The organism is Paeniglutamicibacter sp. Y32M11 (assembly GCF_019285735.1).
Lineage (GTDB): Bacteria > Actinomycetota > Actinomycetes > Actinomycetales > Micrococcaceae > Paeniglutamicibacter.
The window spans coordinates 3,975,516-3,996,639 of the sequence record NZ_CP079107.1 but is presented as its reverse complement, the minus strand read 5'-3'; the positions used below and the strand labels follow the sequence as shown (position 1 = coordinate 3,996,639).

The 21,124-nt window shown below is 62.9% G+C and carries 17 protein-coding genes; 11 read left to right on the top strand and 6 right to left on the bottom strand.

All coding sequences use genetic code 11. The annotated features are described in order from the left end of the window. Positions 1 to 12: 12 nt before the first annotated feature. Genes dmpG through KUF55_RS17730 form a run of 3 tightly spaced genes read right to left on the bottom strand, consistent with a single transcriptional unit; the run spans position 13 to position 2,812 of the window. On the bottom strand, positions 13 to 1,020 hold the full coding sequence (gene dmpG, locus KUF55_RS17740) for a 4-hydroxy-2-oxovalerate aldolase (protein ID WP_218817507.1): 1,008 nt from the start codon (positions 1,018 to 1,020) through the stop codon (positions 13 to 15). Continuing rightward, on the bottom strand, positions 1,017 to 1,997 hold the full coding sequence (locus tag KUF55_RS17735) for an acetaldehyde dehydrogenase (acetylating) (RefSeq protein ID WP_218817506.1): 981 nt from the start codon (positions 1,995 to 1,997) through the stop codon (positions 1,017 to 1,019). Before KUF55_RS17735 ends, dmpG begins: the two co-directional genes overlap by 4 nt. Beyond that, positions 1,997 to 2,812, bottom strand: coding sequence for a fumarylacetoacetate hydrolase family protein (locus tag KUF55_RS17730; RefSeq protein ID WP_218817505.1), 816 nt, complete (start codon positions 2,810 to 2,812; stop codon positions 1,997 to 1,999). Before KUF55_RS17730 ends, KUF55_RS17735 begins: the two co-directional genes overlap by 1 nt. Before the next feature lie 253 nt (positions 2,813 to 3,065). Here KUF55_RS17730 and KUF55_RS17725 point away from each other — a divergent pair, with 253 nt between their 5' ends. Further along, positions 3,066 to 3,854 carry an IclR family transcriptional regulator gene (locus KUF55_RS17725; RefSeq protein ID WP_218817504.1) on the top strand — a complete coding sequence of 263 codons (789 nt, stop codon included), beginning with the start codon at positions 3,066 to 3,068 and terminating at the stop codon, positions 3,852 to 3,854. A gap of 486 nt (positions 3,855 to 4,340) precedes the next feature. Here the strand turns inward: KUF55_RS17725 and KUF55_RS17720 are convergent, their stop codons facing one another. Together KUF55_RS17720 and KUF55_RS17715 are read right to left on the bottom strand one after the other, a co-directional pair. Further along, positions 4,341 to 5,087 (bottom strand): aspartate/glutamate racemase family protein, encoded by a 747-nt coding sequence (locus KUF55_RS17720; RefSeq protein ID WP_218817503.1) that lies wholly within the window; start codon positions 5,085 to 5,087, stop codon positions 4,341 to 4,343. A gap of 46 nt (positions 5,088 to 5,133) precedes the next feature. Beyond that, a complete protein-coding gene (locus tag KUF55_RS17715) occupies positions 5,134 to 6,654 on the bottom strand; it encodes an NCS1 family nucleobase:cation symporter-1 (RefSeq protein WP_218817502.1) in 1,521 nt (506 codons plus the stop codon). Between the two features lie 301 nt (positions 6,655 to 6,955). Here KUF55_RS17715 and KUF55_RS17710 point away from each other — a divergent pair, with 301 nt between their 5' ends. The 5 genes from KUF55_RS17710 to allB all read left to right on the top strand — a co-directional run bounded on the left by KUF55_RS17710 (position 6,956) and on the right by allB (position 13,291). Beyond that, positions 6,956 to 7,747 (top strand): hydroxypyruvate isomerase family protein, encoded by a 792-nt coding sequence (locus KUF55_RS17710; RefSeq protein ID WP_218817501.1) that lies wholly within the window; start codon positions 6,956 to 6,958, stop codon positions 7,745 to 7,747. Positions 7,748 to 7,819: 72 nt separating this feature from the next. After that, positions 7,820 to 8,737 (top strand): 2-hydroxy-3-oxopropionate reductase, encoded by a 918-nt coding sequence (locus tag KUF55_RS17705; RefSeq protein WP_218817500.1) that lies wholly within the window; start codon positions 7,820 to 7,822, stop codon positions 8,735 to 8,737. A gap of 130 nt (positions 8,738 to 8,867) precedes the next feature. Beyond that, a complete protein-coding gene (gene gcl, locus KUF55_RS17700; RefSeq protein ID WP_218817499.1) occupies positions 8,868 to 10,673 on the top strand; it encodes a glyoxylate carboligase in 1,806 nt (601 codons plus the stop codon). Between the two features lie 28 nt (positions 10,674 to 10,701). Then, positions 10,702 to 11,850, top strand: a complete 1,149-nt coding sequence (locus KUF55_RS17695; RefSeq protein WP_218817498.1) for a glycerate kinase — start codon at positions 10,702 to 10,704, stop codon at positions 11,848 to 11,850. A 49-nt stretch (positions 11,851 to 11,899) separates the two neighbouring features. Next, positions 11,900 to 13,291 carry an allantoinase AllB gene (gene allB, locus KUF55_RS17690; protein WP_255557151.1) on the top strand — a complete coding sequence of 464 codons (1,392 nt, stop codon included), beginning with the start codon at positions 11,900 to 11,902 and terminating at the stop codon, positions 13,289 to 13,291. A gap of 67 nt (positions 13,292 to 13,358) precedes the next feature. Here allB and KUF55_RS17685 read toward each other — a convergent pair whose 3' ends face one another. Beyond that, the gene (locus KUF55_RS17685; RefSeq protein WP_218817497.1) at positions 13,359 to 14,390 is read right to left on the bottom strand and encodes a LacI family DNA-binding transcriptional regulator; all 1,032 of its coding nucleotides are present in this window, start codon (positions 14,388 to 14,390) and stop codon (positions 13,359 to 13,361) included. A 251-nt stretch (positions 14,391 to 14,641) separates the two neighbouring features. On the opposite strand from KUF55_RS17685, the gene KUF55_RS17680 reads away from it, so the two are divergent. The 5 genes from KUF55_RS17680 to KUF55_RS17660 are packed head-to-tail and all read left to right on the top strand — an operon-like array spanning position 14,642 to position 21,090. Beyond that, entirely contained in the window at positions 14,642 to 14,983 is a 342-nt protein-coding gene (locus KUF55_RS17680) for an L-rhamnose mutarotase (RefSeq protein ID WP_218817496.1), read from the top strand. Between the two features lie 46 nt (positions 14,984 to 15,029). Further along, the gene (gene rhaI / locus KUF55_RS17675; protein WP_132360611.1) at positions 15,030 to 16,202 is read left to right on the top strand and encodes an L-rhamnose isomerase; all 1,173 of its coding nucleotides are present in this window, start codon (positions 15,030 to 15,032) and stop codon (positions 16,200 to 16,202) included. Positions 16,203 to 16,209: 7 nt separating this feature from the next. Beyond that, on the top strand, positions 16,210 to 17,529 hold the full coding sequence (locus KUF55_RS17670) for an MFS transporter (protein ID WP_218817495.1): 1,320 nt from the start codon (positions 16,210 to 16,212) through the stop codon (positions 17,527 to 17,529). Between the two features lie 25 nt (positions 17,530 to 17,554). Further along, complete coding sequence (locus KUF55_RS17665; RefSeq protein ID WP_218817494.1) at positions 17,555 to 19,591, top strand: bifunctional aldolase/short-chain dehydrogenase; 2,037 nt, start codon at positions 17,555 to 17,557, stop codon at positions 19,589 to 19,591. Continuing rightward, positions 19,588 to 21,090, top strand: a complete 1,503-nt coding sequence (locus KUF55_RS17660) for a rhamnulokinase family protein (protein WP_218817493.1) — start codon at positions 19,588 to 19,590, stop codon at positions 21,088 to 21,090. The genes KUF55_RS17665 and KUF55_RS17660 overlap by 4 nt, the downstream gene beginning before the upstream one ends. The last annotated feature ends 34 nt before the right edge of the window (positions 21,091 to 21,124 follow it).

The following is a 21,124-nucleotide window of genomic DNA, read 5'->3' as shown; positions in this document are numbered from 1 at the left end:
TAGAGCGGAAGGTTACTTCTGGTCCAGCAGGTCTAGCGCTACATCCACGATCATGTCTTCCTGACCACCGACCATCCGGCGGTTTCCAAGTTCCATCAAGATTTCGGTGGTGGGGATTCCATAGCGCTGGCTGGCAGTTTCCGCGTGCCGGAGGAAGCTTGAGTAGACTCCTGCGTAGCCAAGTGAGAGGGTTTCGCGGTCAACGCGAACCGGTCGGTCCTGCAGCGGACGGACCAGATCATCTGCTGCATCCATCAGGATCGGAAGTGAACAGCCATGCTCAAAATCGTATTTGTCGGCCGCTGCAATGAACGCTTCAAGCGGAGCATTACCGGCACCGGCACCCATGCCGGCTAGCGAAGCATCGACGCGGTTGGCGCCGTGTTCAACCGCGATGAGGGAATTTGCGATGCTCAGTGAGAGATTCTCGTGGGCGTGAATGCCAATCTCTGTTTCCGGATTCAGCACGCTACGGAAGGCGTCGATGCGCTCGGCAACTCCGCGTGGGGTCAGCGCACCGCCTGAGTCAACTACGTATACGCAGGTGGCTCCGTAACTCTCCATTAGTTTTGCCTGCTGAGCCAGATTTGCGGGCTGGCTCATGTGAGACATCATCAAGAAACCAACGGTGTCCATACCCAGGTTACGGGCCGCGGCAATATGCTGGGCCGAGACGTCTGCTTCGGTGCAATGTGTGGCGATGCGAACCACCGATGCGCCAGCGCTGCGGGCGTCCTTGAGATGACTAATGGTGGCGATGCCCGGCAGCGCGAGGGTTGCGACCTTCGCTCTTTTGACGGCCCCGGCGACTGCCGAAATCCATTCCAAATCTGTATGGGCGCCAAAGCCGTAGACACAGGAGGACCCGTTGATGCCGTCGCCGTGGGCCACCTCGATTGAGGAAACTCCTGCCTGATCCAGTGCCGTGGCAATTGCAACGGCCTGGTCTACCGTGTATTGGTGGCGGATGGCATGCATGCCATCGCGCAGGGTGACGTCGGAAATGTAGAGCTTGCTCACGCTCCTACCTCCTGCAAAGTAGCTTCGGCGAATTGGTTTTTGATTCCGGCGTTTTCGGCCCAACGCTCGGCCACGGCCATGGCGGCGGACGTCATAATATCTAGGTTGCCCGCGTAGGCCGGCAGGTAATGTGCCGCACCGGTGACCTCGAGCATGACGGTGATGCGAGTGCCACGGAATTCGCCAGAACCCGGCAGATAGAGCGGGGATCCCTCGCCGAAAACTTCAAACTGAACTGCCTGCTTGAGTTGGTAGCCTGGGACATATTTCTGCACCTTGGCAACCATCTTTTCGATGGAATCTTTCAGCGCGTTGTGGTTCTGTTCGCCTTCGACTAGGGCATATACGGTATTGCGCATCAGCATGGGAGGTTCGGCAGGATTCAGTATCATGATGGCTTTACCTTCTTCGGCTCCACCGACCTGAACTAATGCTTCGGAGGTGGTTTCGGTGAACTCATCGATGTTGGCTCGGGTACCGGGGCCGGCAGAACGCGAGGAGACCGAGGAGACAATCTCGGCGTAACGTACCGCGGCTACCTCAGAGATGGCGGCCACCACGGGAACCGTTGCCTGGCCTCCACACGTAACCATGTTCAGATTGGTCTCTTCTAGGTGGTCTTCCATGTTGACCACCGGGATGCATGAGGGGCCGATGGCCGCCGGGGTCAAGTCCAGTACCCGAACTCCGGTTTCCTTGAGCAGCTCCCAGTTTGCACGGTGTGCCGAGGCGCTTGTTGCGTCAAAGACCACCTTAATGTCTTTGAAATTCGGTAGTTTGAGCAGTCCTTCGATGCCCTCGGCGGTGGTTGGAACACCAAAAGATGCTGCGCGTCGCAGCCCATCGGAATCGGGATCGATGCCAACCATGGCCCCCATCTCGAGCCGGGAGGAACCGCGGATGACCTTGATCATCAGGTCGGTGCCGATGTTACCCGAGCCGATGATGGCCACGGGCCAACGTGTCTGGTTTTCCATTACTTCTCCTCATGCGTGATGCGGACCTGGCCAAGGCCCTGAATGGTTACAAGTGCGTTTGAGCCCGGGGGGAAGTTGACCATGGGGCCTAAGGCTCCGGTCATCAATATCTCCCCGGCGCGAACGGGTCTGCCAAGCCCGGCCATGCGTCGCACAAGCCAGAGTGCAGCGCGATATGGATGTCCGAGACATGCGGCTCCCGAGCCAACGGACGCTACTTTCCCGTTGACTTCCATGACCATTCCTGCCGCGCCCAGCTCCAGTGCTGAGGGCAGAACCGGAACGGTGCCGGTGACGATCCGTCCACATGATGCGTTGTCGGCGATGGTGTCAAGGATCGAGATGTCCCAGTCGTTGATTCGCGACCCAACTACTTCGATGGATGGGAGCAAGTGATCGATGGCGGCGATGAGCTCATTCATGGTGGTGTCGGGGTTAGACAAATCATGCTTGAGCACCAGAGCGACTTCGGCTTCCACGCGTGGCTGTAGGACTTCCCCGAGACCAATGCTTTCGCCGTCGGCTAGACACATGTCCGCGAACAAAACCCCGAAGTCGGGCTGGTCGACGCCCATTTGGACCTGAACAGCTTTGGATGTGAGACCAATCTTGCGGCCCACCACCCGACGCCCCTGAGTGACCCAGTAATCTTCGTTGAGTTGCTGCACGCGGTAGGCGGCATCGATACCGCCGAGGGCTAGCTCGTCGCGGATTGGCTTAATGGCCAAGTTGTTGTTTTCGGCATCGCGTAGTCGCTTGGCCATATCGGCAAGACCCGCCATGTTGGCGGTTGCCATTTCGGTGATCGTTGTCATCCGTCCTCCCTGGGTGAAGCCCCAGTATTGCGTGGCAAGAGAATGCCTTGAGCGGAAGATCCCGGAGAGCGGGATGAAATGTGAGACAAGGCACTAGCCCCGCTCTGTAGTGAGGTGTACAGTGAAAATCATTATCGTGTGCTGCGCGTCACAATGCATGTGGTTTCTTAGCGGCCCCACGAGGGTTTTGGTCAATGTATGGTTCGCCACTCCATAAGTCGGAGGGTGATTTTCTTCTTCCCGGAGGTTTTTGATGAGTGTTGCTACTAGCACCCCCACCGACGGCTATTCCGCGGCGGTAAAAAGCCAGCCGCCCTCGATGGCGGCTCGGATGACGTTGATAATGGAGGCCTTTGAGCCGTTCAACGCGAAATTCTTGCTCGACGAAATAACCGAGCGGACGAATCTTCCACGTTCGACGACGCACCGTATTCTTGATCAACTTGTCCAGTTTGGCTGGGTGGAACATACGCCAGAGGGATATGGAATGGGTTGGCGGACGATGAAGTATCGCACTCATGACTCGGTCAATAGTCGCATTCGAGCCGAGGCGGCACCGTTACTTCACGATCTGCAAATACGCACCGGAATGGTGGTGCATCTGGCGGTGCTCGACGGAGCGAATATTCACTATTTGGATAAGCTTGGTGGGCGGTCGGCGGTTACCATTCCGTCACGCGTTGGCGGCAGCAATTCGGCTCATGGAACTGCGCTGGGAAAATCAATGCTTGCCTGGATGGACCCCGAAGATTTGGATGAGCTGTATAAGGATGGGTTGCCGCAAACCGCTCGGAATACCATCAAGGACCCGCAGGTGCTCTATGCCGAGCTTGGCCGTATTCGGCGTCGTGGCGGTCTGGCCTACGAATCAGGTGAGAGTTTTGATGGTGTTGCCTGCGTGGCCGCATCTGTTCGTGATCGCCACAAACCGCTGGCCAGTATCTCACTGGTGGGCCGGACGCAGGATCCCCTTGAACGGATGGCTCCGTTGGTTCTTAATGCTGCACGGCGAGTGTCCGAAGCATTGCTGATTCGCGCGTAATTCGATGAGGTTTGATCGGTCCATGTAGCTTTGTCTAGCCGAGCCTTCACGATGTGACGCGGATTTCTGTCCGGGTTGAGCAGATGGCATGCGGTCTTTTGACCGGGAGAGGGGAGTATTTTGAATGAATGCGAAACCTCAGCCAACGAATACGGAGGCTCGGGCCCGATGTTCCACCGCCCGATGATGGAGGGTGGCGGGACTGTCACCTTCAGGGTGTCTGATCCCCGGGCGTTATGTAGGATGCCTAAGGCCTGACAACACTTGCACACCGAAATCGTCCCGGGGTTGCTGCGTAGCGACACGGAGCCGGGGGGGCGAGCGGTGATCCGGTGCATCAACGCCTGCGGTTTCAAGCGATGGCCAAAGATTCTCCATTCACCCATGGGTCGCAGCAGCGCAAAAGCACCGGGGGCAGCCTTGCCCATGAAATGTATGGGGAAGGCTGCCCCCGGATCGAGGGTGTGAGGCTATTTCGCGCCCGCGTTAGCCGCGGATGAGATCGGCTGCTGTCTGGGTGATGGGCCAGCCGGTGATGACCTTGGGCCGCGGGGTTGCAAAGGTGCGCACCTTGGAGGTGCTCAGCCCCAAGCGGACGAGGGACTCGGCGATGGTGACGGCTGCCCGCACTCCGTCCACGATCGGTACCCCGGTCGCCGCCGCGACCTGGGTTTCAAGTTCCGCCATCCCGCCGCAGCCCAGCACGATGACCTCGGCCTTGTCGTGTTGAACCGCCTGGCGCGACTGCTCAACGATGGCTGCCACCGCGCGGTCGGCGTCCGATTCCAGCTCAAGCACGCTCAGCCCACTGGCGCGCACCGATGCGCAGCGGTCGGACAGCCCGGCCAACTTCAGCCGGTCCTCGATCAGCGGCACGGTCCTATCCAGCGTGGTGACCACGGAGTACTTGTGCCCCAGGAATTGGGCGGTGGAGGCCGCCGCCTCGGTGATGTCCACGACCGGTACGTCCAGCAGTTCCTGGAGTCCCTCGCGGCCATGTTCGCCGTAGCCGGCCTGGATGACCGCGTCATAGGGTTCGGTGTAGTTAACGACCTTGTCCATGACGGCGATGGCCGCGAGGTAGCTTTCAAAGTTTCCCTCGCAGGAGTCGGCGCCGAAGTTGGGCGTCAGTTCGATGATCTCGGTCCCCGGGGAGGCCGCCGAGCGGGCCGAGTCGCCGATGGATCGGGTCATGGATGCGGTGGTGTTGACGTTGAGGACCAGAATTCGCATGGGGAAAACTCCTGTGGTGCTGGTGGAACCGGTGGAATGCCGGTGATTAGTGGGTGGGGGCCACGGCGATGGCCTCGCCGTCGATGTCTTGGTGGACCTGGCCGCGCTTGGCGATAGCTAGGTAGACGAGGGCGCCGAGGGCAGAACCGATGAACCAGGCGAAGGCCGAGACGTGGCCGAGGGACGGAGAGAACGCGAGTATCAGTGCGGCAATCGCCGAGATGCCCAGTGCCAGAATGGCACGGAAGTTCACCCCGCGGGTGAAGTAGTAGGTCCCCTTGGGAGTGCTGCGGTAGAGGTCTGGGATGTTGATCTTTGCGCGGCGCAGGATCCAGTAGTCGGCCATGATGATGCCGAACAGCGGGCCGAGCAGCGCGCCCAGACCGCCGAGAAAGTAGGTGATGACAGCGGGGGAGTTGTAGAGGTTCCACGGCAGGATCAGCAGTCCAATGACCCCGGAGATGATGCCGGCACGGCGGAAGTTCAGCACCTTCGGGAAGAGGTTGGTCAGCGCGTAGATCGGGGCCACGAAGTTAGCCATCAGGTTCACCGCGACGGTCAGGATCAGCAGTGCGGCCGAGGCGGCCAGCAGCAGGAAGGTGTTTGGGATGGCTGCCACGACGTCCGAGGGGCTGTCGATGATGGTGCCGTCGATCTTGAACTGCGCTCCGGTCATGACCATGACGATCACGCCGAAGAGCAGCATGTTCAAGGGGATGCCCCAGAAATTGCCGCGCACGATCGAACCCTTGGACGTGGCACTACGGGTGAAGTCGCAGAAGTTCAGCACGAAGGTGGCGTAGATGGAGACCCATAGGGCGCCGCCGCCAAGGATGCCGAGCCACATGTCGAGCCCGGTCTTGGTGTTGCCGGTGGACCAAGCGATGGAGCCGCCGGCCCGGGTGAACATCCAGACGGCAAGCGCGCCCATGGTGACCAGAATGACGGGGCCGGCGAAGGCCTCATACTTGCGGATCATTTCCATGCCGTAGCTGACGATGACGAGCTGCAGTGCCCAGAGCGCGACGAAGCAGATCCAGCCGAGCGTGGAAAGGCCCAACAAGCTGTTGGAGTTCAGGCTCGCGGCGGACGGTGCCACGGCCAGGATCATGACCACCAGCACGACGGAGGCCAGGTACGTCTGGATGCCGAACCAAGCGATCGCCACCGCGCCGCGCAGCAAGGCGGGAATCTGGGCGCCGCGGATGCCGAAGGCAATGCGGCTCATGACCGGGAACGGGACGCCGGTCTTTTCGCCCATGAAGCCGGAGAAGTTCAACAGCCCGAAGAGCAACAGTGCGCCGAAGCCCAGAGCCAGCAGGATTTGCCAGCCGCCCAGCCCGAGTGCGAAGAGCCCGATCGCAAATGCGTAGTTTCCAAGGGAGTGGACGTCGTTGGCCCAGAGCGTGAAGATGCTGTAGCTGGACCAGGTCCTTCCCGCCTTGGTGGTGGGTGCTAGGTCGCTGTTGTATAGCGAGGCACTGAGTCCATGGGGATTCAGTTCGCGCTGGACCACTGGCGGGACGCGGGATTCTGACGTCGCTATGCGCACATCTGGATGGGTCATAAGAGCTCGTACCTTTCACCACAGGGGTGTGACGGGGATTACTTGGTTGGTCGATGATGGCACGATTCCGCGTAAAAGAAAAGCGTTTTCATATAGTGGAATTACCGTGGAATTTTCCGGGCTCCGACCGGTCCGCGCGGGGGTGGCGGGGGGGCGGCGTAGGGCGTCGGGTGAGCGGCCGTGGAGATGGCGACATTGTGTCCCGGGCGCCTTGACAGTGACTCGGACCACTCGCTAGTGTTCTCATCAAGCAATAAACATATTTCACAATATGGAAATTGAAACCATGAAGGAGTCGAAGATGACCTACACCGTCAACTGTTCAATCCTGCTCACCGAGCTCCCCCTGCTTGAGCGTGCCGCCGCGGCTAAGGCAGCCGGCTTCGACAGTGTTGAATTCTGGTGGCCATTCGCCACGGCGGTACCCGCCGACTCCGAGGTTGACGCATTCATCGCCTCCATCAAGAACGCCGGCGTCACGCTCGAGGGCCTGAACTTCTTCGCCGGCGACATGCCGGCCGGAGACCGCGGACTGGTTTCCTGGGTCGGACGCGAATCCGAGTTCATCAACAACATCGACGTGATCACCGCCATCGGCGAAGCCACCGGATGCAAGGGCTTCAACGCCCTCTACGGCAACCGCCAGCCGGGGATCGACGGGCAAGCGCAAGACAAACTTGCCATTTCCAACCTGGTCGCAGCCGCCAAGAGCGTCGAACGCATCGGCGGAACGGTACTGCTTGAACCGATCTCGGGTTCCGCGACCTACCCGCTGAAGACCTCCGCCGATGCCTTCTTCGTATTGGACAAGGTCCACGCAGCTGGCGCCTCCAACGTCAAGCTGCTCGCCGACTTCTACCATCTGGCCGTGAACGGCGATGACGTGGCCCAGCTGATCGTGGACCACGCCCACGAATTCGGGCACGTCCAGATCGCCGACGATCCGGGACGCGGCGCACCGGGCACCGGAACCCTGCCGCTGGGCGACTGGATCACCCGCTCCCGCGACCTCGGCTACACCGGAGGCATCGCCCTTGAATACAAGGCGGCACACTCCGAGGCCTTCAACTGGCTCATCCGCCAGCCCGCCTAACCCGCACCCCGCAGTACTTCATCGGGCTATCCACACCCCGGCCACCAACACACAATTTTTCAGGAGCACGGCATGTCGAGCACGCAAAAGATCGCATTCATCGGCCTGGGCATCATGGGCCTTCCGATGGCCATCAACCTCGCCAAGGCAGGCTTCGAGGTCACCGGTTACAACCGCAGTCCGGAAAAGACCGCTGAACTCGTGGCCGCGGGCGGCAAGGGCTCCGGCTCGATCCCCGAGGCAGTCACCGACGCCGACGTCGTCATCACCATGGTTCCGGATTCGGCTGACGTCGAATCCGTGGTCACCGGCGAGGCGGGCGTCTTCGCCCATGCCAAGGCAGGCGCCTTGTGGATCGATAACTCCTCCATCCGTCCGGACGTGGCTGCGCGTCTATCCGATGAGGCCCGTGCCGCGGGCATCCGCCCGCTTGACGCCCCGGTCTCCGGCGGTGAGGCCGGGGCCATCGGCGGTGTCCTCTCCATCATGGTCGGCGGCGAGGAAGCAGACTTCGCTGACGCGTCGGAGGTCTTCAACGCCGTGGGCAAGACCATTGTGCTGGTGGGTCCCTCGGGGTCCGGCCAGACCGTCAAGGCAGCCAACCAGCTGATCGTGGCGGCGAACATCCAGGCGTTGTCCGAGGCCGTGGTATTCCTTGAGGCCTACGGCGTCGACACCGACGCCGCCCTCATGGTTCTGGGCGGCGGGCTCGCCGGCTCCAAGGTCCTGGACCAGAAGGGCCAGAAGATCCTCGACCGGTCCTTCGAGCCCGGTTTCCGCCTGGCCCTCCACCACAAGGACATGGGCATCGTGACCTCCGCTGCCCGCGAGGCAGGAGTCGTGCTTCCACTTGGCGCACTCGTCGCCCAGCTGGTGGCCTCCACCGTGGCCAGCGGCGACGGCGCCCTGGACCACTCCGGACTCTTCCGCGGCGTACAACGCCTCAGCGGATCCGCCGACGTACCGGCCGAACCAGTGGCCGTCAACTAGCACTAAGCACCGCCCACCTTCCCGGATCCTGCGCGGCGAACACCGCACGGGGCCCGGTACACCACACTTCATCCCACCCCCGACTGGCCTGCGCCGGAGCACGGGGGACTGATACAAGGAGCACTACACCATGACAAAGATGCGCGTTGTTGATGCCATTGTCTTGATTCTGGAAAAAGAAGGAGCCACCGAGGCCTTCGGGCTGCCCGGGGCTGCCATCAACCCCCTGTACTCAGCCATGCAGAAGGCCGGAACCATCCGCCACACGCTGGCCCGCCACGTTGAGGGTGCCAGCCACATGGCCGACGGCTACTCGCGTGCCACCGGCAAGATCGGGTTGTGCCTGGGCACCTCCGGTCCGGCCGGCACCGACATGATCACCGGACTGTACGCGGCCATCGCCGATTCCATCCCGATGCTCTGCATCACCGGACAGGCTCCGACCGACAAGCTGCACAAGGAAGACTTCCAGGCCGTGGACATCGAGTCCATCGCCAAGCCCGTCACCAAATATGCGGTGACCATCCTGGAACCGGGCCAAATCCCCGGTACCTTCGCCAAGGCCTTCCAGATCATGCGCTCGGCACGCCCCGGCCCGGTCCTGCTGGATTTGCCGATCAACGTGCAGATGGCGACCATCGAATTCGACATCGACGCCTACGAGCCGCTGACCCCGGACAAGCCCGCGGCAACCCGCGCCCAGGCCGAGAAGGTCCTGGACCTGCTGGTGGCCTCCCAGCACCCGATGATCATTGCCGGAGGAGGGGTCATCAACGCCAACGCCTCGCACAAGCTCGTCGAGCTGGCCGAATTGCTGAATATCCCGGTCTCCCCGACCCTGATGGGCTGGGGCGTCATCCCGGATGACCACGCCCTGCAATCGGGCATGGTCGGCATCCAGACCCACACCCGCTACGGCAACGTCTCCTTCCTGGCCTCCGACTTCGTGCTGGGCCTGGGCAACCGCTGGGCCAACCGCCACACCGGCGGCCTGGAGACCTACCGCAAGGGCCGCACCTTCGTGCACATCGACATCGAGGGCACCCAGATCGGCCGGGTCTTCTCCCCGGATCTGGGCATCATCTCCGACGCCGGTGCGGCGATCGACCAGTTGCTCGCCGCGGCTCGCGACCGCAAGGCCGCCGGCACCCTGCCCGACTACTCGGGGTGGGCCGATGAGTGCACCGCGCGCAAGGGCACGCTGCACCGCAAGACCAACTTCGAGAACATGCCGATCAAGCCGCAGCGCGTCTACCAGGAAATGAACGCCGCCTTCGGCCGCGACACCACCTACGTCTCCACCATTGGCCTGTCCCAGATCGCCGGCGCGCAGATGCTGCACGTCTACGGCCCGCGCCAGTGGATCAACGCCGGCCAGGCCGGCCCGCTGGGCTGGACCGGCCCCGCGGCCCTGGGCGTGGTGCGCGGCAAGCCGAACTCCACCGTCGTCGCGCTCTCCGGCGACTACGACTTCCAGTTCATGATCGAGGAACTGGCGGTCGGCGCGCAGTTCAAGCTGCCCTACATCCACGTGGTCGTGAACAACTCCTACCTGGGCCTGATCCGCCAGTCCCAGCGCCCCTTCGAGATGGATTACCACGTCTCGCTGGGCTTCGAGAACATCAACTCCCCGGAAACCAACGGCTACGGCGTGGACCACGTCAAGGTTGCCGAGGGCCTGGGCTGCAAGGCCGTGCGTGTTCAGGATCCCTCCAAACTGGCCGAGGGCTTCGCCGAGGCCGGCCGCCTGGCCGCGGAATTCCAGGTACCCGTTGTTGTTGAGGTCATTCTCGAGCGTGTGACAAACATCGCCATGGGTGCTGAACTGGACGCAGTGAACGAATTCGAGGACCTGGCCGCCGCGGCGGCCGACGCCCCCACGGCGCTGACCCCGTTGGAAGCGCACCACGGCATCCACGCGGGCGCATCGGTCTAGGCAAGAACAACACGAGAGGGGGCGGCACATGTTGGTAGTAGTGGCACCGGACAAGTTCAAGGGATCGCTCACCGGGGCGCAGGTTGCCGCCGCCATCGAGGCGGGGGTGCGTACGGCCCTGCCGGAGGCACACACCGTGGTGGTGCCCGTGGCCGACGGCGGGGAGGGGACCCTCGCGGCCGCCGTCGAATGCGGCTTCACTCGACACCATGCCACGGTCACTGGCCCCACCGGGGAGCCGGTGCGCGCCGCGTTCGGGATCAAGGGCCAGATGGCCGTCGTGGAGATGGCCGAGGCCTCGGGCCTGGACCGGCTGCCCGGCGGCACCCCCGACCCCTTGGGGGCGACCAGCTTCGGTACCGGGGAACTGATCATCGCCGCACTGGACGCCGGCGCAACCCAGATCATCCTCGGCGTCGGTGGAAGCGCCTGCACCGACGGCGGGGCCGGCATGCTTCAGGGGCTCGGCGTTCGGCTACTTGATGCCCAGGGTGCGGAAAATCCACGCGGCGGCGGCCCGCTGGCCTCCCTTGAGACGGTGGACCTGTCCGGTCTCGATTCCCGCATCGCCTCGACCTCCTTCACGCTCGCGGCCGATGTGGAGAACCCGCTCACGGGCTCCAACGGCGCCGCCGCGGTCTTCGCCCCGCAAAAGGGCGCAGACCCGGAACAGGTGCGGGAGCTCGATGCGGCGCTGGGCCGTTGGGCTCGGGTGCTGGTCCGCGAACTGGGCACCAAACGCAGCAACGCTCTTGCCGCATCCCCGGGTGCCGGGGCCGCCGGCGGCGTGGGCTTCGCCGCGATGGCCGTGCTGGGAGCCACCCGGCGCCGCGGCATCGACGTGGTGCTGGAGCTGACCGGTCTGGAAAAGGCGCTGTCCGGGGCCGTCGCGGTGTTCACCGGCGAGGGCAGCCTGGACACCCAGTCGCTGGAGGGCAAGACCCCGGTGGGCGTGGCCCAGCTGGCCGCCGCCCACGGCATTCCCGTCTACGCAATTTGTGGGCGCAACCAACTTTCCGCCGAGCAGGCAACCGACGCGGGCTTCACCGCGGTGCGGTCGCTGCTGGAGCTGGAAGACGATGTTGCCCGTTGCATGAGTGAGGGTGGACCACTTGTGCAACGGGCGGCAACCCTCTTGGCCGAAGAATTCCTGGCCACCCACGCGGCCCCCGCGTAACCCCGCTTACCATCGCATTTTCCAACGCACGAGATCTAAGGACGAGACCATGGGCAACACCGAGCTCACCGAGGCAACGAGACCACGGACGGAAGAAAACACGGGCGCGGACTTCGACCTGGTGATCCGCGGCGAGCGGATCGTCACCGGCGCCGGAACCGTCGCCCGTGAAGTCGGCATCCGCGACGGCAAGATCGTCGCCATCGAGCCCCTGGGCAACAACCTCTCCGGCGCCCGGGTCATCGAGCTCAGTGCCGAGGAGGTACTGATCCCGGGCCTAGTCGACACCCACGTGCACGTCAACGAGCCGGGCCGCACCGAGTGGGAGGGTTTCGAATCGGCGACCAAGGCCGCGGCCGCGGGCGGGGTGACCACCATCGTGGATATGCCGCTGAACTCCATCCCGCCGACCGTCAACGTCGAGGCCCTGGAGCTCAAGCAGGACGCGGCCCGGGCCAAGGCCTTCGTGGACGTCGGATTCTGGGGTGGTGCCATCCCGGGCAACAAGACCGAGCTGCGCAAGCTCCACGACGCGGGCGTCTTTGGCTTCAAGTGCTTCCTGCTGCACTCCGGCGTCGAGGAATTCCCGTACCTCGAACCGGACGAAATGGAAGAGGACATGAGTGAGATCGTCTCCTTCGACTCGATGATGCTGGTTCATGCCGAGGATTCGCGCGCGATCGACCGCGCCCCGAACGCCGAGGGCGACCACTACGACCGGTTCCTGGCCTCGCGTCCGCGCGGCGCCGAGAACGTGGCGGTGGCCGAGGTCATTGAGCGTGCCCGTTGGACCGGGGCCCGAGCCCACATCCTGCACCTGTCCTCCTCCGACGCGCTGCCGATGATCGAATCGGCCAAGCGCGACGGCGTGAAGCTGACCGTGGAGACCTGCCCGCACTACCTCACGCTGCTGGCCGAGGAGATCCCCAACGGCGCCACGGCGTTCAAGTGCTGCCCGCCGATTCGCGAGGCCTCCAACCGCGAACTGCTCTGGAAGGGCCTGCAGGACGGGATCATCGACTGCATCGTCTCGGATCACTCGCCCTCCACACTGGATTTGAAGGACATCGAAAACGGCGACTTCGGCGTGGCCTGGGGCGGGGTGGCTTCGCTACAGCTGGGCCTGGCGCTGATCTGGACCGAGGCCAAGCGCCGCGGCATCAAGCTGGAGACCGTGCTGAGCTGGATGTCCGAGCGACCGGCCCAAATCGCCGGCCTGCACCACAAGGGTGCGATCACGCTGGGCAACGACGCCGACTTCGCCTTCTTCGCACCCGATGACAGCTTCGTGGTGGACGTGAACCAGCTGCACCACAAGAACCCGATCTCGCCGTACCAGGGCAAGGTGTTGGCCGGGAAGGTCCGCCGGACCTTTGTGCGTGGCACCGAGGTTGACTTCAAGACCCCGCAGGGTCAGCTGATCCGTCGCGGCGAGGTCTAGTACCGGATCATGTAGCTATCGGCCAGGCTAGGGAGCATCGCGGCGTACCTGCCGCCCGCGATGCTCCCTAGTTCTGTTCCGTTGCACCGGGCGCAATGCCGGTTGACGCGCGCACCACGAGTTTGGGCGCGAAGACAAATTGCTCGTGCACCGCATCGTCCCCGGCCTGCGCCTCACGCAACATCAGTTCGACGGCCGTGCGGCCAATCTCCACCGCGGGTTGGCGCACCGAGGTAATGGGAACGATGGAGGAACGGGCAAAGTCGATGTCGTCGTAGCCCACCAGCGCAAGATCATCCGGTACGCGCAGGGTCCCGTCGATCATGATGGCCTGCAAAATGCCCAGCGCCAACAGATCATTGGCGGCAAATACTGCATCCGGGCGCTGGTTTGAGGGGAGCTGGGCCAGTTCGAAGCCGATGCGTCGGCCCTCCAGAACGCTCAGCGAACGCGCGGTGAAGACCTCAAGGGTTGCATCCGCCACCGCGGAAACAGCAGCTTGGGCACCATCGAGGCGATGGCGGACCTGTTCAATCTCCAGCGGACCGCCGATGAAGCCGATGCGTCGGCGGCCAATGTCGATCAGGTGTTGTGCGGCCATTCGGCCACCGGCCACGTCGTCCACGGAGACCGAGGAGAAGGACCGGTCCCCGCTTCCCCGGTCGACCATGACGACCGGGGTACCGCTGTCACGCAACTTCCACAGCCGGCTCAGGTCTGTCTGTAGCGGGGAAATGAGCACCCCGGCCACACGCTGTTCCTCAAAAAGGTCAAGCAGGCGTTGTTCGTTGTTTGAGGAATCATCGCTGGCGCCCATCAAGACCGTGTAGCCACTTTCCAGGGCACGGCTCTGTGCGCCGTGGGTGATGTCCATGAAAAAGGGGTTGCGGGCATCAAGCACCACGAGTCCGAAGCTGCGGCTTCGCCCGCCGCGCAGTTGCCGGGCGGCGTCGTTGCGCACAAAGTCTAAGCGCTCGATCACGGCCAGTACGCGGGTAACGGTGGCTGGGGCGACGATTTCGGGTCGGTTGAGCACATTGGACACGGTGCCGACCGAGACGCCTGCTTCGCGCGCGACATCTCGAACACTGATAGCCATGGGAAATCTGGCCCTTCCTGTGGCTGCGGGGATGATCCACCAAGTGTATCCGCTGGCTTGTTTCGATGGCGTTTCACCACTTGAGTTGAATGGATTCAATTCACGCGTGACAGACATCGCAATTTGGCTTGAAATTTACTGTGATCTAGGTCTATGCTCGAGTCTCACAAGAAATTGAAACGATTCATAAGTGCGATTCAACGCTAGTTACCCCCGCGGGCGTCGAGCGCACCGCCAGAAGGGTTACAACGATGTCCCGAGTCTGCTTCCAGCTCCAGGTGCGCGAAGAGCGCATCGCCGAATACACCCAACGTCACGCCAGCGTGTGGCCGCAGATGCTTGAAGCCATTAAAGACTCGGGTCGCCGAAACTACTCGCTTTTTCTGCGCCCGGACGGGCTGTTGATTGGCTACTACGAGGTTGATGACGACGCCGCAGCGCAGCGCGCACTGGATGCCGACCCGCGCACCGCAGATTGGGAAGCGCAGATGTCCGATTTTTTTGTTTCCCTCGCCGGCCGTCCGGATCAGAACGCGCAACAACTGACCGAGGTATTTAACCTCGACGACCAGCTTGCTGGCGTGGATCTCTAAATCCACGCCAGATTCCCCATACCAAAAAACTAGATTGGAGATCCCCATGGGCACAATGTTGAGCCCCGAGATCCTTGCCGTACTTGAGCGCCAGGCCATCGAGGTCCCGTCCTGGGCCTACGGTAACTCCGGAACCCGCTTTAAGGTTTATGGCACCGACGGTACCCCGCGCGATCCCTTCGAAAAGATCGCCGACGCCGCCGAGGTTAACCGCCTCACCTCCCTGGCCCCATCGGTGGCACTGCACATTCCGTGGGACAAGGTCGATGACTACGCCGCCCTGCGCACCTATGCCAACGATTTGGGCATCGAGCTGGGAACCATCAACTCCAACACCTTCCAGGACGACGACTACAAGTTCGGCGCCCTGACCCATGAGGATCCGGCCGTTCGTCGCAAGGCGATTGACCACCACCTCGAATGCATCGACGTCATGGACGCCACCGGCTCACGCGACCTGAAAATCTGGCTTGCCGAGGGCTCAAACTACCCGGGACAGGCAGATATGCGCGGCCGTCAGGACCGCCTCGCCGAATCTCTGGCAAAGATCTACGCTCGTCTTTCCGGAGATCAGCGACTGATGCTGGAGTACAAGTTCTTCGAACCGTCGTTCTATCACACCGATGTTCCGGACTGGGGCACCTCCTACGCCCAGGTTGCAGCCCTCGGGGATCGCGCGAAGGTCTGCCTAGACACCGGTCACCACGCACCGGGCACCAACATCGAATTCATCGTGATGCAGCTCCAGCGCTTGGGCAAGCTCGGCTCCTTCGACTTCAACTCGCGCTTCTACGCGGATGATGACCTGATTGTGGGAGCGGCTGACCCGTTCCAGCTCTTCCGCATCATGTTTGAGGTCATCCGCGGTGGCGGCCTGGACGCCGACACCGAGATCGCGTTCATGCTCGACCAGTGCCACAACGTCGAAAATAAGATTCAGGGCCAAATCCGCTCGGTGCTCAATGTGCAGGAAATGACCGCCCGGGCGCTCTTGGTTGATCACGATGCGCTCGTGGCCGCGCAGCGCTCCGGTGATGTGCTGGCCGCCAACGCCGTCTTCATGGATGCCTTCTACACCGACGTGCGCGGCGAATTGGCACAGTGGCGCGAATCCCGCGGCCTGCCGGCCGACCCCGAGGCCGCCTTCCGCGCCTCGGACTACCAGAGCCGCATCGAAGCCGAACGTGTCGGCGGCGTACAGGCCGGATGGGGTGCCTAAACCGCGTATGAGCACCACAACACTGACACCTCAGAAAAAACCCAGGCGCTCCATCAGCGGCTGGAAGGCAACCGCGGCGGTGGCCATGTCCAACTACATGGAGGCCGGTGCGATTATCGCCCTGGCCACCAGTCTCACACTCTGGCAAGGTGCCTTCGGCTTTGACGACGCGCTGGTCGGCGTCATCGCCGCGGTCTCGGCCAACGCCTTCGGATCCGCGCTCGGTGCCGCGATCGGTGGCCCACTCTGTGACCGGTTGGGCCGCAAATTCATCTACACCTACGATCTTCTGGTGTTCATGATTGGTGCGCTCATGCTCACCTTCGCCAGCGGCGTGGTGCCGCTGATGATCGGCGTCATTCTCATGGGCATCGCCGTGGGCGCCGGGGTTCCGGCATCCTGGACCTATATCGCCGAGGAAGCACCGAGCGAACACCGCGCGGCCCACGTGGGCGCCGCCCAGTTGGCCTGGTCCATCGGCCCGGCCATCGGATTTGCCTTGGCCATTTTGGTCGCTCCGCTGGGCGTGATGGGCAGCCGTTTGATCTTCCTGCACCTGTTCATCATCGCCGGCATCACCTGGTGGGTGCGCCGCGGTCTGCCCGAATCCAAGGCGTGGAAGAATCTGCGCAAGGAACAGGTGCGCATCGGTACCAAGATCTCCTTCTTCTCCGGCATCCGCGGGCTGTTCAGCAACCGCAAGAACTTTGGCGCCCTGGCCTTCCTGCTTGGTGTGTACGGACTCTGGAATACGGTGGCCGGTCAATCGGGCATCTTCCAGCCGCGGGTGTACGCCGCCGCTGGCGTCGAGAGCGCAACCCACCAGAACCTTTTGCAGGTCTTGGTCTGGACCCTCACGGCCCTGGCCACCTACTTCGGCTTTATGCGTTACGGAGATAAGGTCTCTCGCCGCTGGCTGTACTTCGCCGGCGCGCTGTTGGGCGTCTCCGCCTGGGTGGTGTTGATCTTTGCCCCTCCCGGTGCTTTCTCGCTGTTCTACTTCGCCGTCGCGTGGGGTGTTTCTGCCGGACTGGGCGCGCAGGCGTTTTATGGCCTCTGGGCCGCGGAACTCTTTGCGACCAAGTACCGCGCCAGTGCTCAGGGTGTGCTGTTTATGCTCGCCCGCGTCATGGTTGGCCTATTGTCCCTGGTCTTCCCGATCATGCTCAACAGCATCGGGCTGGAAAAGGTCGGGATGATCATCATCGGCCTGCTCGTCGCGGCGTTGCTGATCGGCACCATTTGGGCCCCGGATACCCAAGGCAAGTCCCTAGAGGACATTGAGTCACAACGCTATGGTGCGGCCCGTGCCGCGGCCAAAGTCTAAAAAACGTATCGAGCTGGAGAGAATCATGACCTCAACTACCGCGCAATTACTCATCACCCGATCCAATCGACTGGGTGCCGATAAGAAGAACACCAATTACGCCGGCGGCAACACCTCGGCCAAGGGCATCGACCGCGACCCGGTCACCGGCGAGGACGTTGAACTGCTCTGGGTGAAGGGTTCCGGTGGCGACCTGGGAACCCTGACGGAGGCCGGGCTCTCCACGCTGCGCCTGGATCGCATGCGCGCCCTGGTCAACGTCTACCCGGGCCTGGAACGTGAGGATGAGATGGTGGCGGCCTTCGACTACTGCCTACACGGCAAGGGTGGAGCCGCTCCGTCGATCGACACCGCCATGCACGGACTCATCAACGCTCCCCACGTGGATCACCTGCACCCGGATGCCGGTATCGCCATCGCCACCGCAGCGGATGGTGAGGTGCTGACGCAGAAGATTTTTGGCTCCAAGGTGATCTGGGTGCCCTGGCGCCGTCCCGGATTCCAGCTGGGTCTGGACATCGCGGCCATCAAGGAAGCCAACCCGGAAGCCATCGGCTGCATCCTCGGTGGCCACGGCATCTCCGCCTGGGCAGATACCAGCGATGAATGCGAGTCCAACTCGTTGTGGATCATCAACACCGCCGCCGCCTACATCGAAGAAAACGGTTCCCCGGAGCCCTTCGGCGCCGTGGTGCCGGGCTTTGAAGCCCTCAATGACACCGAACGCCTGGCTCGCGCCGCGGCACTGGCCCCGACCATCCGCGGGATGGCCAGCCGGGACAAGCCCATGGTCGGACACTTCAGTGACGATGCGCGTGTGCTGGATTTCCTGTCGCGGGAAAAGCTCGGTCCGTTGGCAGCCCTGGGCACCTCCTGCCCGGATCACTTCCTGCGCACCAAGATCAAGCCGATGGTCCTTGACCTGCCCGCCGACGCCACCATCGAGGAACAGCTGGCCCGCCTCGGCGAGCTGCACACCGCTTACCGCGCCGATTACGCTGCCTACTACGATGCCCACGCCGATGCGCAAAGCCCGGCGATGCGCGGGGCCGATCCGCTGATCGTGCTGGTTCCGGGTGTTGGCATGTTCTCCTACGGGGCGAACAAGCAGACAGCACGGGTGGCCGGGGAGTTCTACCTCAACGCCATCAACGTGATGCGCGGCGCCGAGGCACTATCCAGCTACACCCCGATCTCCGATGCCGAGAAGTTCCGCATCGAGTACTGGGCGCTGGAAGAGGCCAAGCTGGCCCGGATGCCCAAGGCCAAATCTCATGCCGGGCGCATCGCCTTTGTCACCGGTGCCGCCTCCGGCATTGGCAAGGCCATCGCCACCCGCCTGGCCGCAGAGGGCGCCTGCGTCGTGATTGCCGACCTGGATCTGGCCAAGGCCCAGGCCGCCGCGGCTGAACTGGGCAACACGGACGTGGCCATCGGTATCTCCGCCAACGTCGCCGATGCTGCAGCCGTGCAAGAAGCCATTGACGCAACGGTGCTGGCCTTCGGCGGCATCGACCTGGTGGTGAACAATGCCGGGCTTTCACTGTCCAAATCATTGTTGGATACCACCGAGGCCGACTGGGATTTGCAGCACGACGTGATGGCCAAGGGCTCGTTCCTGGTTTCCAAGGCAGCTGCCGAGGCCCTGATCGATCAGGGGATGGGAGGAGACATCATCTACATCTCCTCCAAGAACTCCGTCTTCGCCGGCCCGAACAACATTGCCTACTCCGCCACCAAGGCCGACCAGGCACACCAGGTGCGCCTGCTGGCTGTTGAACTGGGTGAATACGGTGTGCGCGTTAACGGCATCAACCCCGATGGGGTGGTGCGCGGCTCGGGCATCTTCGCCTCCGGCTGGGGCGCCAACCGCGCCGCCACCTACGGGGTGGATGAGGAGAACCTGGGGCAGTTCTACGCCAACCGCACCATCCTCAAGCGTGAGGTGATTCCTCAGAACGTGGCAGATGCCGTGTACGTGCTCACCGGTTCGGAACTCACCCGCACCACCGGCCTGCACATCCCGGTTGACTCCGGTGTTGCGGCGGCCTTCCTGCGATGAGTGAAACGAAGTCAACGGTTCCGGGCGGGCAGTCTCCGGTGGCAGCCATTGATTTGGGTGCCACCAGCGGGCGGGTCATGCTTGGCGAACTGGTTGATGGCAAGGTGGTACTCACCCAGGTGCACCGCTTCGCCAACGGCGCGGTCACGCTCTCCTCTTTCGAGGCGACTACGGCACCCGATGCGTTGGCCTGGGACCTGGACGAGCTGTGGACCCAGATCCGTCACGGGTTGGCCCTGGCCTTTGCTCAACGCCCGGATATCGCTTCGATCGGCGTGGACTCCTGGGCCGTTGACTACGCGCTGCTGCGCGCGGGTGAACGGCTGGGACAAGTGCGCCATTACCGCGATCCGCGCAATGAGCGGGCCGTTGCGGAACTGGAAAAAACGTACTCCCGCGGTGAACTATTTGCACGCAACGGCCTGCAATTCCTGCCGTTTAACACCATTTACCAGCTCGAGGCCGAGCGCAGCGACACGCGTCTGGCCCAGGCCGACACGTTGTTGCTGGTCCCGGACTACATCAATTGGCTGCTCACCGGCGTTAAGGGTGCCGAACGCACCAACGCGTCGACCACCGGACTACTCAACGTGCACACGGGCACCTGGGACGTTCAGTTAGCGAAGCAGCTAGGTGTTGAGCACATCCTGCCGCAGCTGCTGGAGCCCGGCGTGAGCGTGGGTACCCTGCTGCCAGAACTTGCCGCGCAACTGGGTGCAGCTAGCAATGTCGCCGTGATCGCCGTGGCCTCCCACGACACCGCCAGTGCCGTGGTCGCCGCGCCGTTGGCTTCGGAACATGCGGCCTATGTCTCCTGCGGAACTTGGGGGCTGGTGGGGGTTGAACTACCGGCAGCCGTGCTCACGCAGGAGGCGCGAGCGGCCGGCTTCACCAACGAAATGGGTCTGGACTCCACGGTGCGTTTGCTCAAAAACGTCACCGGGACCTGGCTGCTCAGCGAGTCGATCAGGTACTGGAATCTTCACGCCGCAGCGGGGGACACCGTGAGCTTGGAAGAACTCCTTCCCGTGGTCGAGGCCCTTGAGGCCCCGAACGTGTTGATCGATCCGGCTCAGGAACGGTTTATGGCCCCGGGAGATATTCCCGAGCGCATCGTTGCCGCAGTGTTGGAGGCCGGAGGGTCGCGTCCAACATCCCGCGAGCAGATTTTGCGCATCATTCTGGACAGCTTGGCGAGCAGTTTTGCCGTTGAGGCATTTGCGGCCGGTGCCCAGGGCGGATTTCAGCCAGAGACCATCCACATGGTCGGTGGTGGTTCGCAGAGCACACTTCTATGCCAGCTCACCGCCGACAGATCTGGTGTTCCCGTGGTGGCCGGTCCGGTGGAGTGCACGGCGCTGGGCAACGTTTTGGTGCAGTTGCGTGCCCTCTCCGGCGAGAGCTGGTCTCTGGCAGATATGCGGACTGTGGTTCGTGACTCGGTGGCCATGGAACATTATGTTCCCCGTGGAGTCAGGGCGATGGCAGCAGGCAACTAGCGGGCACAAAGCAAGCCGCCCCGACTTTCCCCTT

Excerpts from the sequence above, each read along its gene's own strand:
- KUF55_RS17735 (WP_218817506.1), bottom strand. The coding sequence starts at position 1,997 with ATGGAAAACCAGACACGTTGGCCCGTGGCCATCATCGGCTCGGGTAAC.
- KUF55_RS17730 (WP_218817505.1), bottom strand. The coding sequence starts at position 2,812 with ATGACAACGATCACCGAAATGGCAACCGCCAACATGGCGGGTCTTGCC.
- KUF55_RS17725 (WP_218817504.1), top strand. The coding sequence starts at position 3,066 with ATGAGTGTTGCTACTAGCACCCCCACCGACGGCTATTCCGCGGCGGTA.
- KUF55_RS17720 (WP_218817503.1), bottom strand. The coding sequence starts at position 5,087 with ATGCGAATTCTGGTCCTCAACGTCAACACCACCGCATCCATGACCCGA.
- KUF55_RS17715 (WP_218817502.1), bottom strand. The coding sequence starts at position 6,654 with ATGACCCATCCAGATGTGCGCATAGCGACGTCAGAATCCCGCGTCCCG.
- KUF55_RS17710 (WP_218817501.1), top strand. The coding sequence starts at position 6,956 with ATGACCTACACCGTCAACTGTTCAATCCTGCTCACCGAGCTCCCCCTG.
- KUF55_RS17705 (WP_218817500.1), top strand. The coding sequence starts at position 7,820 with ATGTCGAGCACGCAAAAGATCGCATTCATCGGCCTGGGCATCATGGGC.
- gcl (WP_218817499.1), top strand. The coding sequence starts at position 8,868 with ATGACAAAGATGCGCGTTGTTGATGCCATTGTCTTGATTCTGGAAAAA.
- KUF55_RS17695 (WP_218817498.1), top strand. The coding sequence starts at position 10,702 with ATGTTGGTAGTAGTGGCACCGGACAAGTTCAAGGGATCGCTCACCGGG.
- allB (WP_255557151.1), top strand. The coding sequence starts at position 11,900 with ATGGGCAACACCGAGCTCACCGAGGCAACGAGACCACGGACGGAAGAA.
- KUF55_RS17685 (WP_218817497.1), bottom strand. The coding sequence starts at position 14,390 with ATGGCTATCAGTGTTCGAGATGTCGCGCGCGAAGCAGGCGTCTCGGTC.
- KUF55_RS17680 (WP_218817496.1), top strand. The coding sequence starts at position 14,642 with ATGTCCCGAGTCTGCTTCCAGCTCCAGGTGCGCGAAGAGCGCATCGCC.
- rhaI (WP_132360611.1), top strand. The coding sequence starts at position 15,030 with ATGGGCACAATGTTGAGCCCCGAGATCCTTGCCGTACTTGAGCGCCAG.
- KUF55_RS17670 (WP_218817495.1), top strand. The coding sequence starts at position 16,210 with ATGAGCACCACAACACTGACACCTCAGAAAAAACCCAGGCGCTCCATC.
- KUF55_RS17665 (WP_218817494.1), top strand. The coding sequence starts at position 17,555 with ATGACCTCAACTACCGCGCAATTACTCATCACCCGATCCAATCGACTG.
- KUF55_RS17660 (WP_218817493.1), top strand. The coding sequence starts at position 19,588 with ATGAGTGAAACGAAGTCAACGGTTCCGGGCGGGCAGTCTCCGGTGGCA.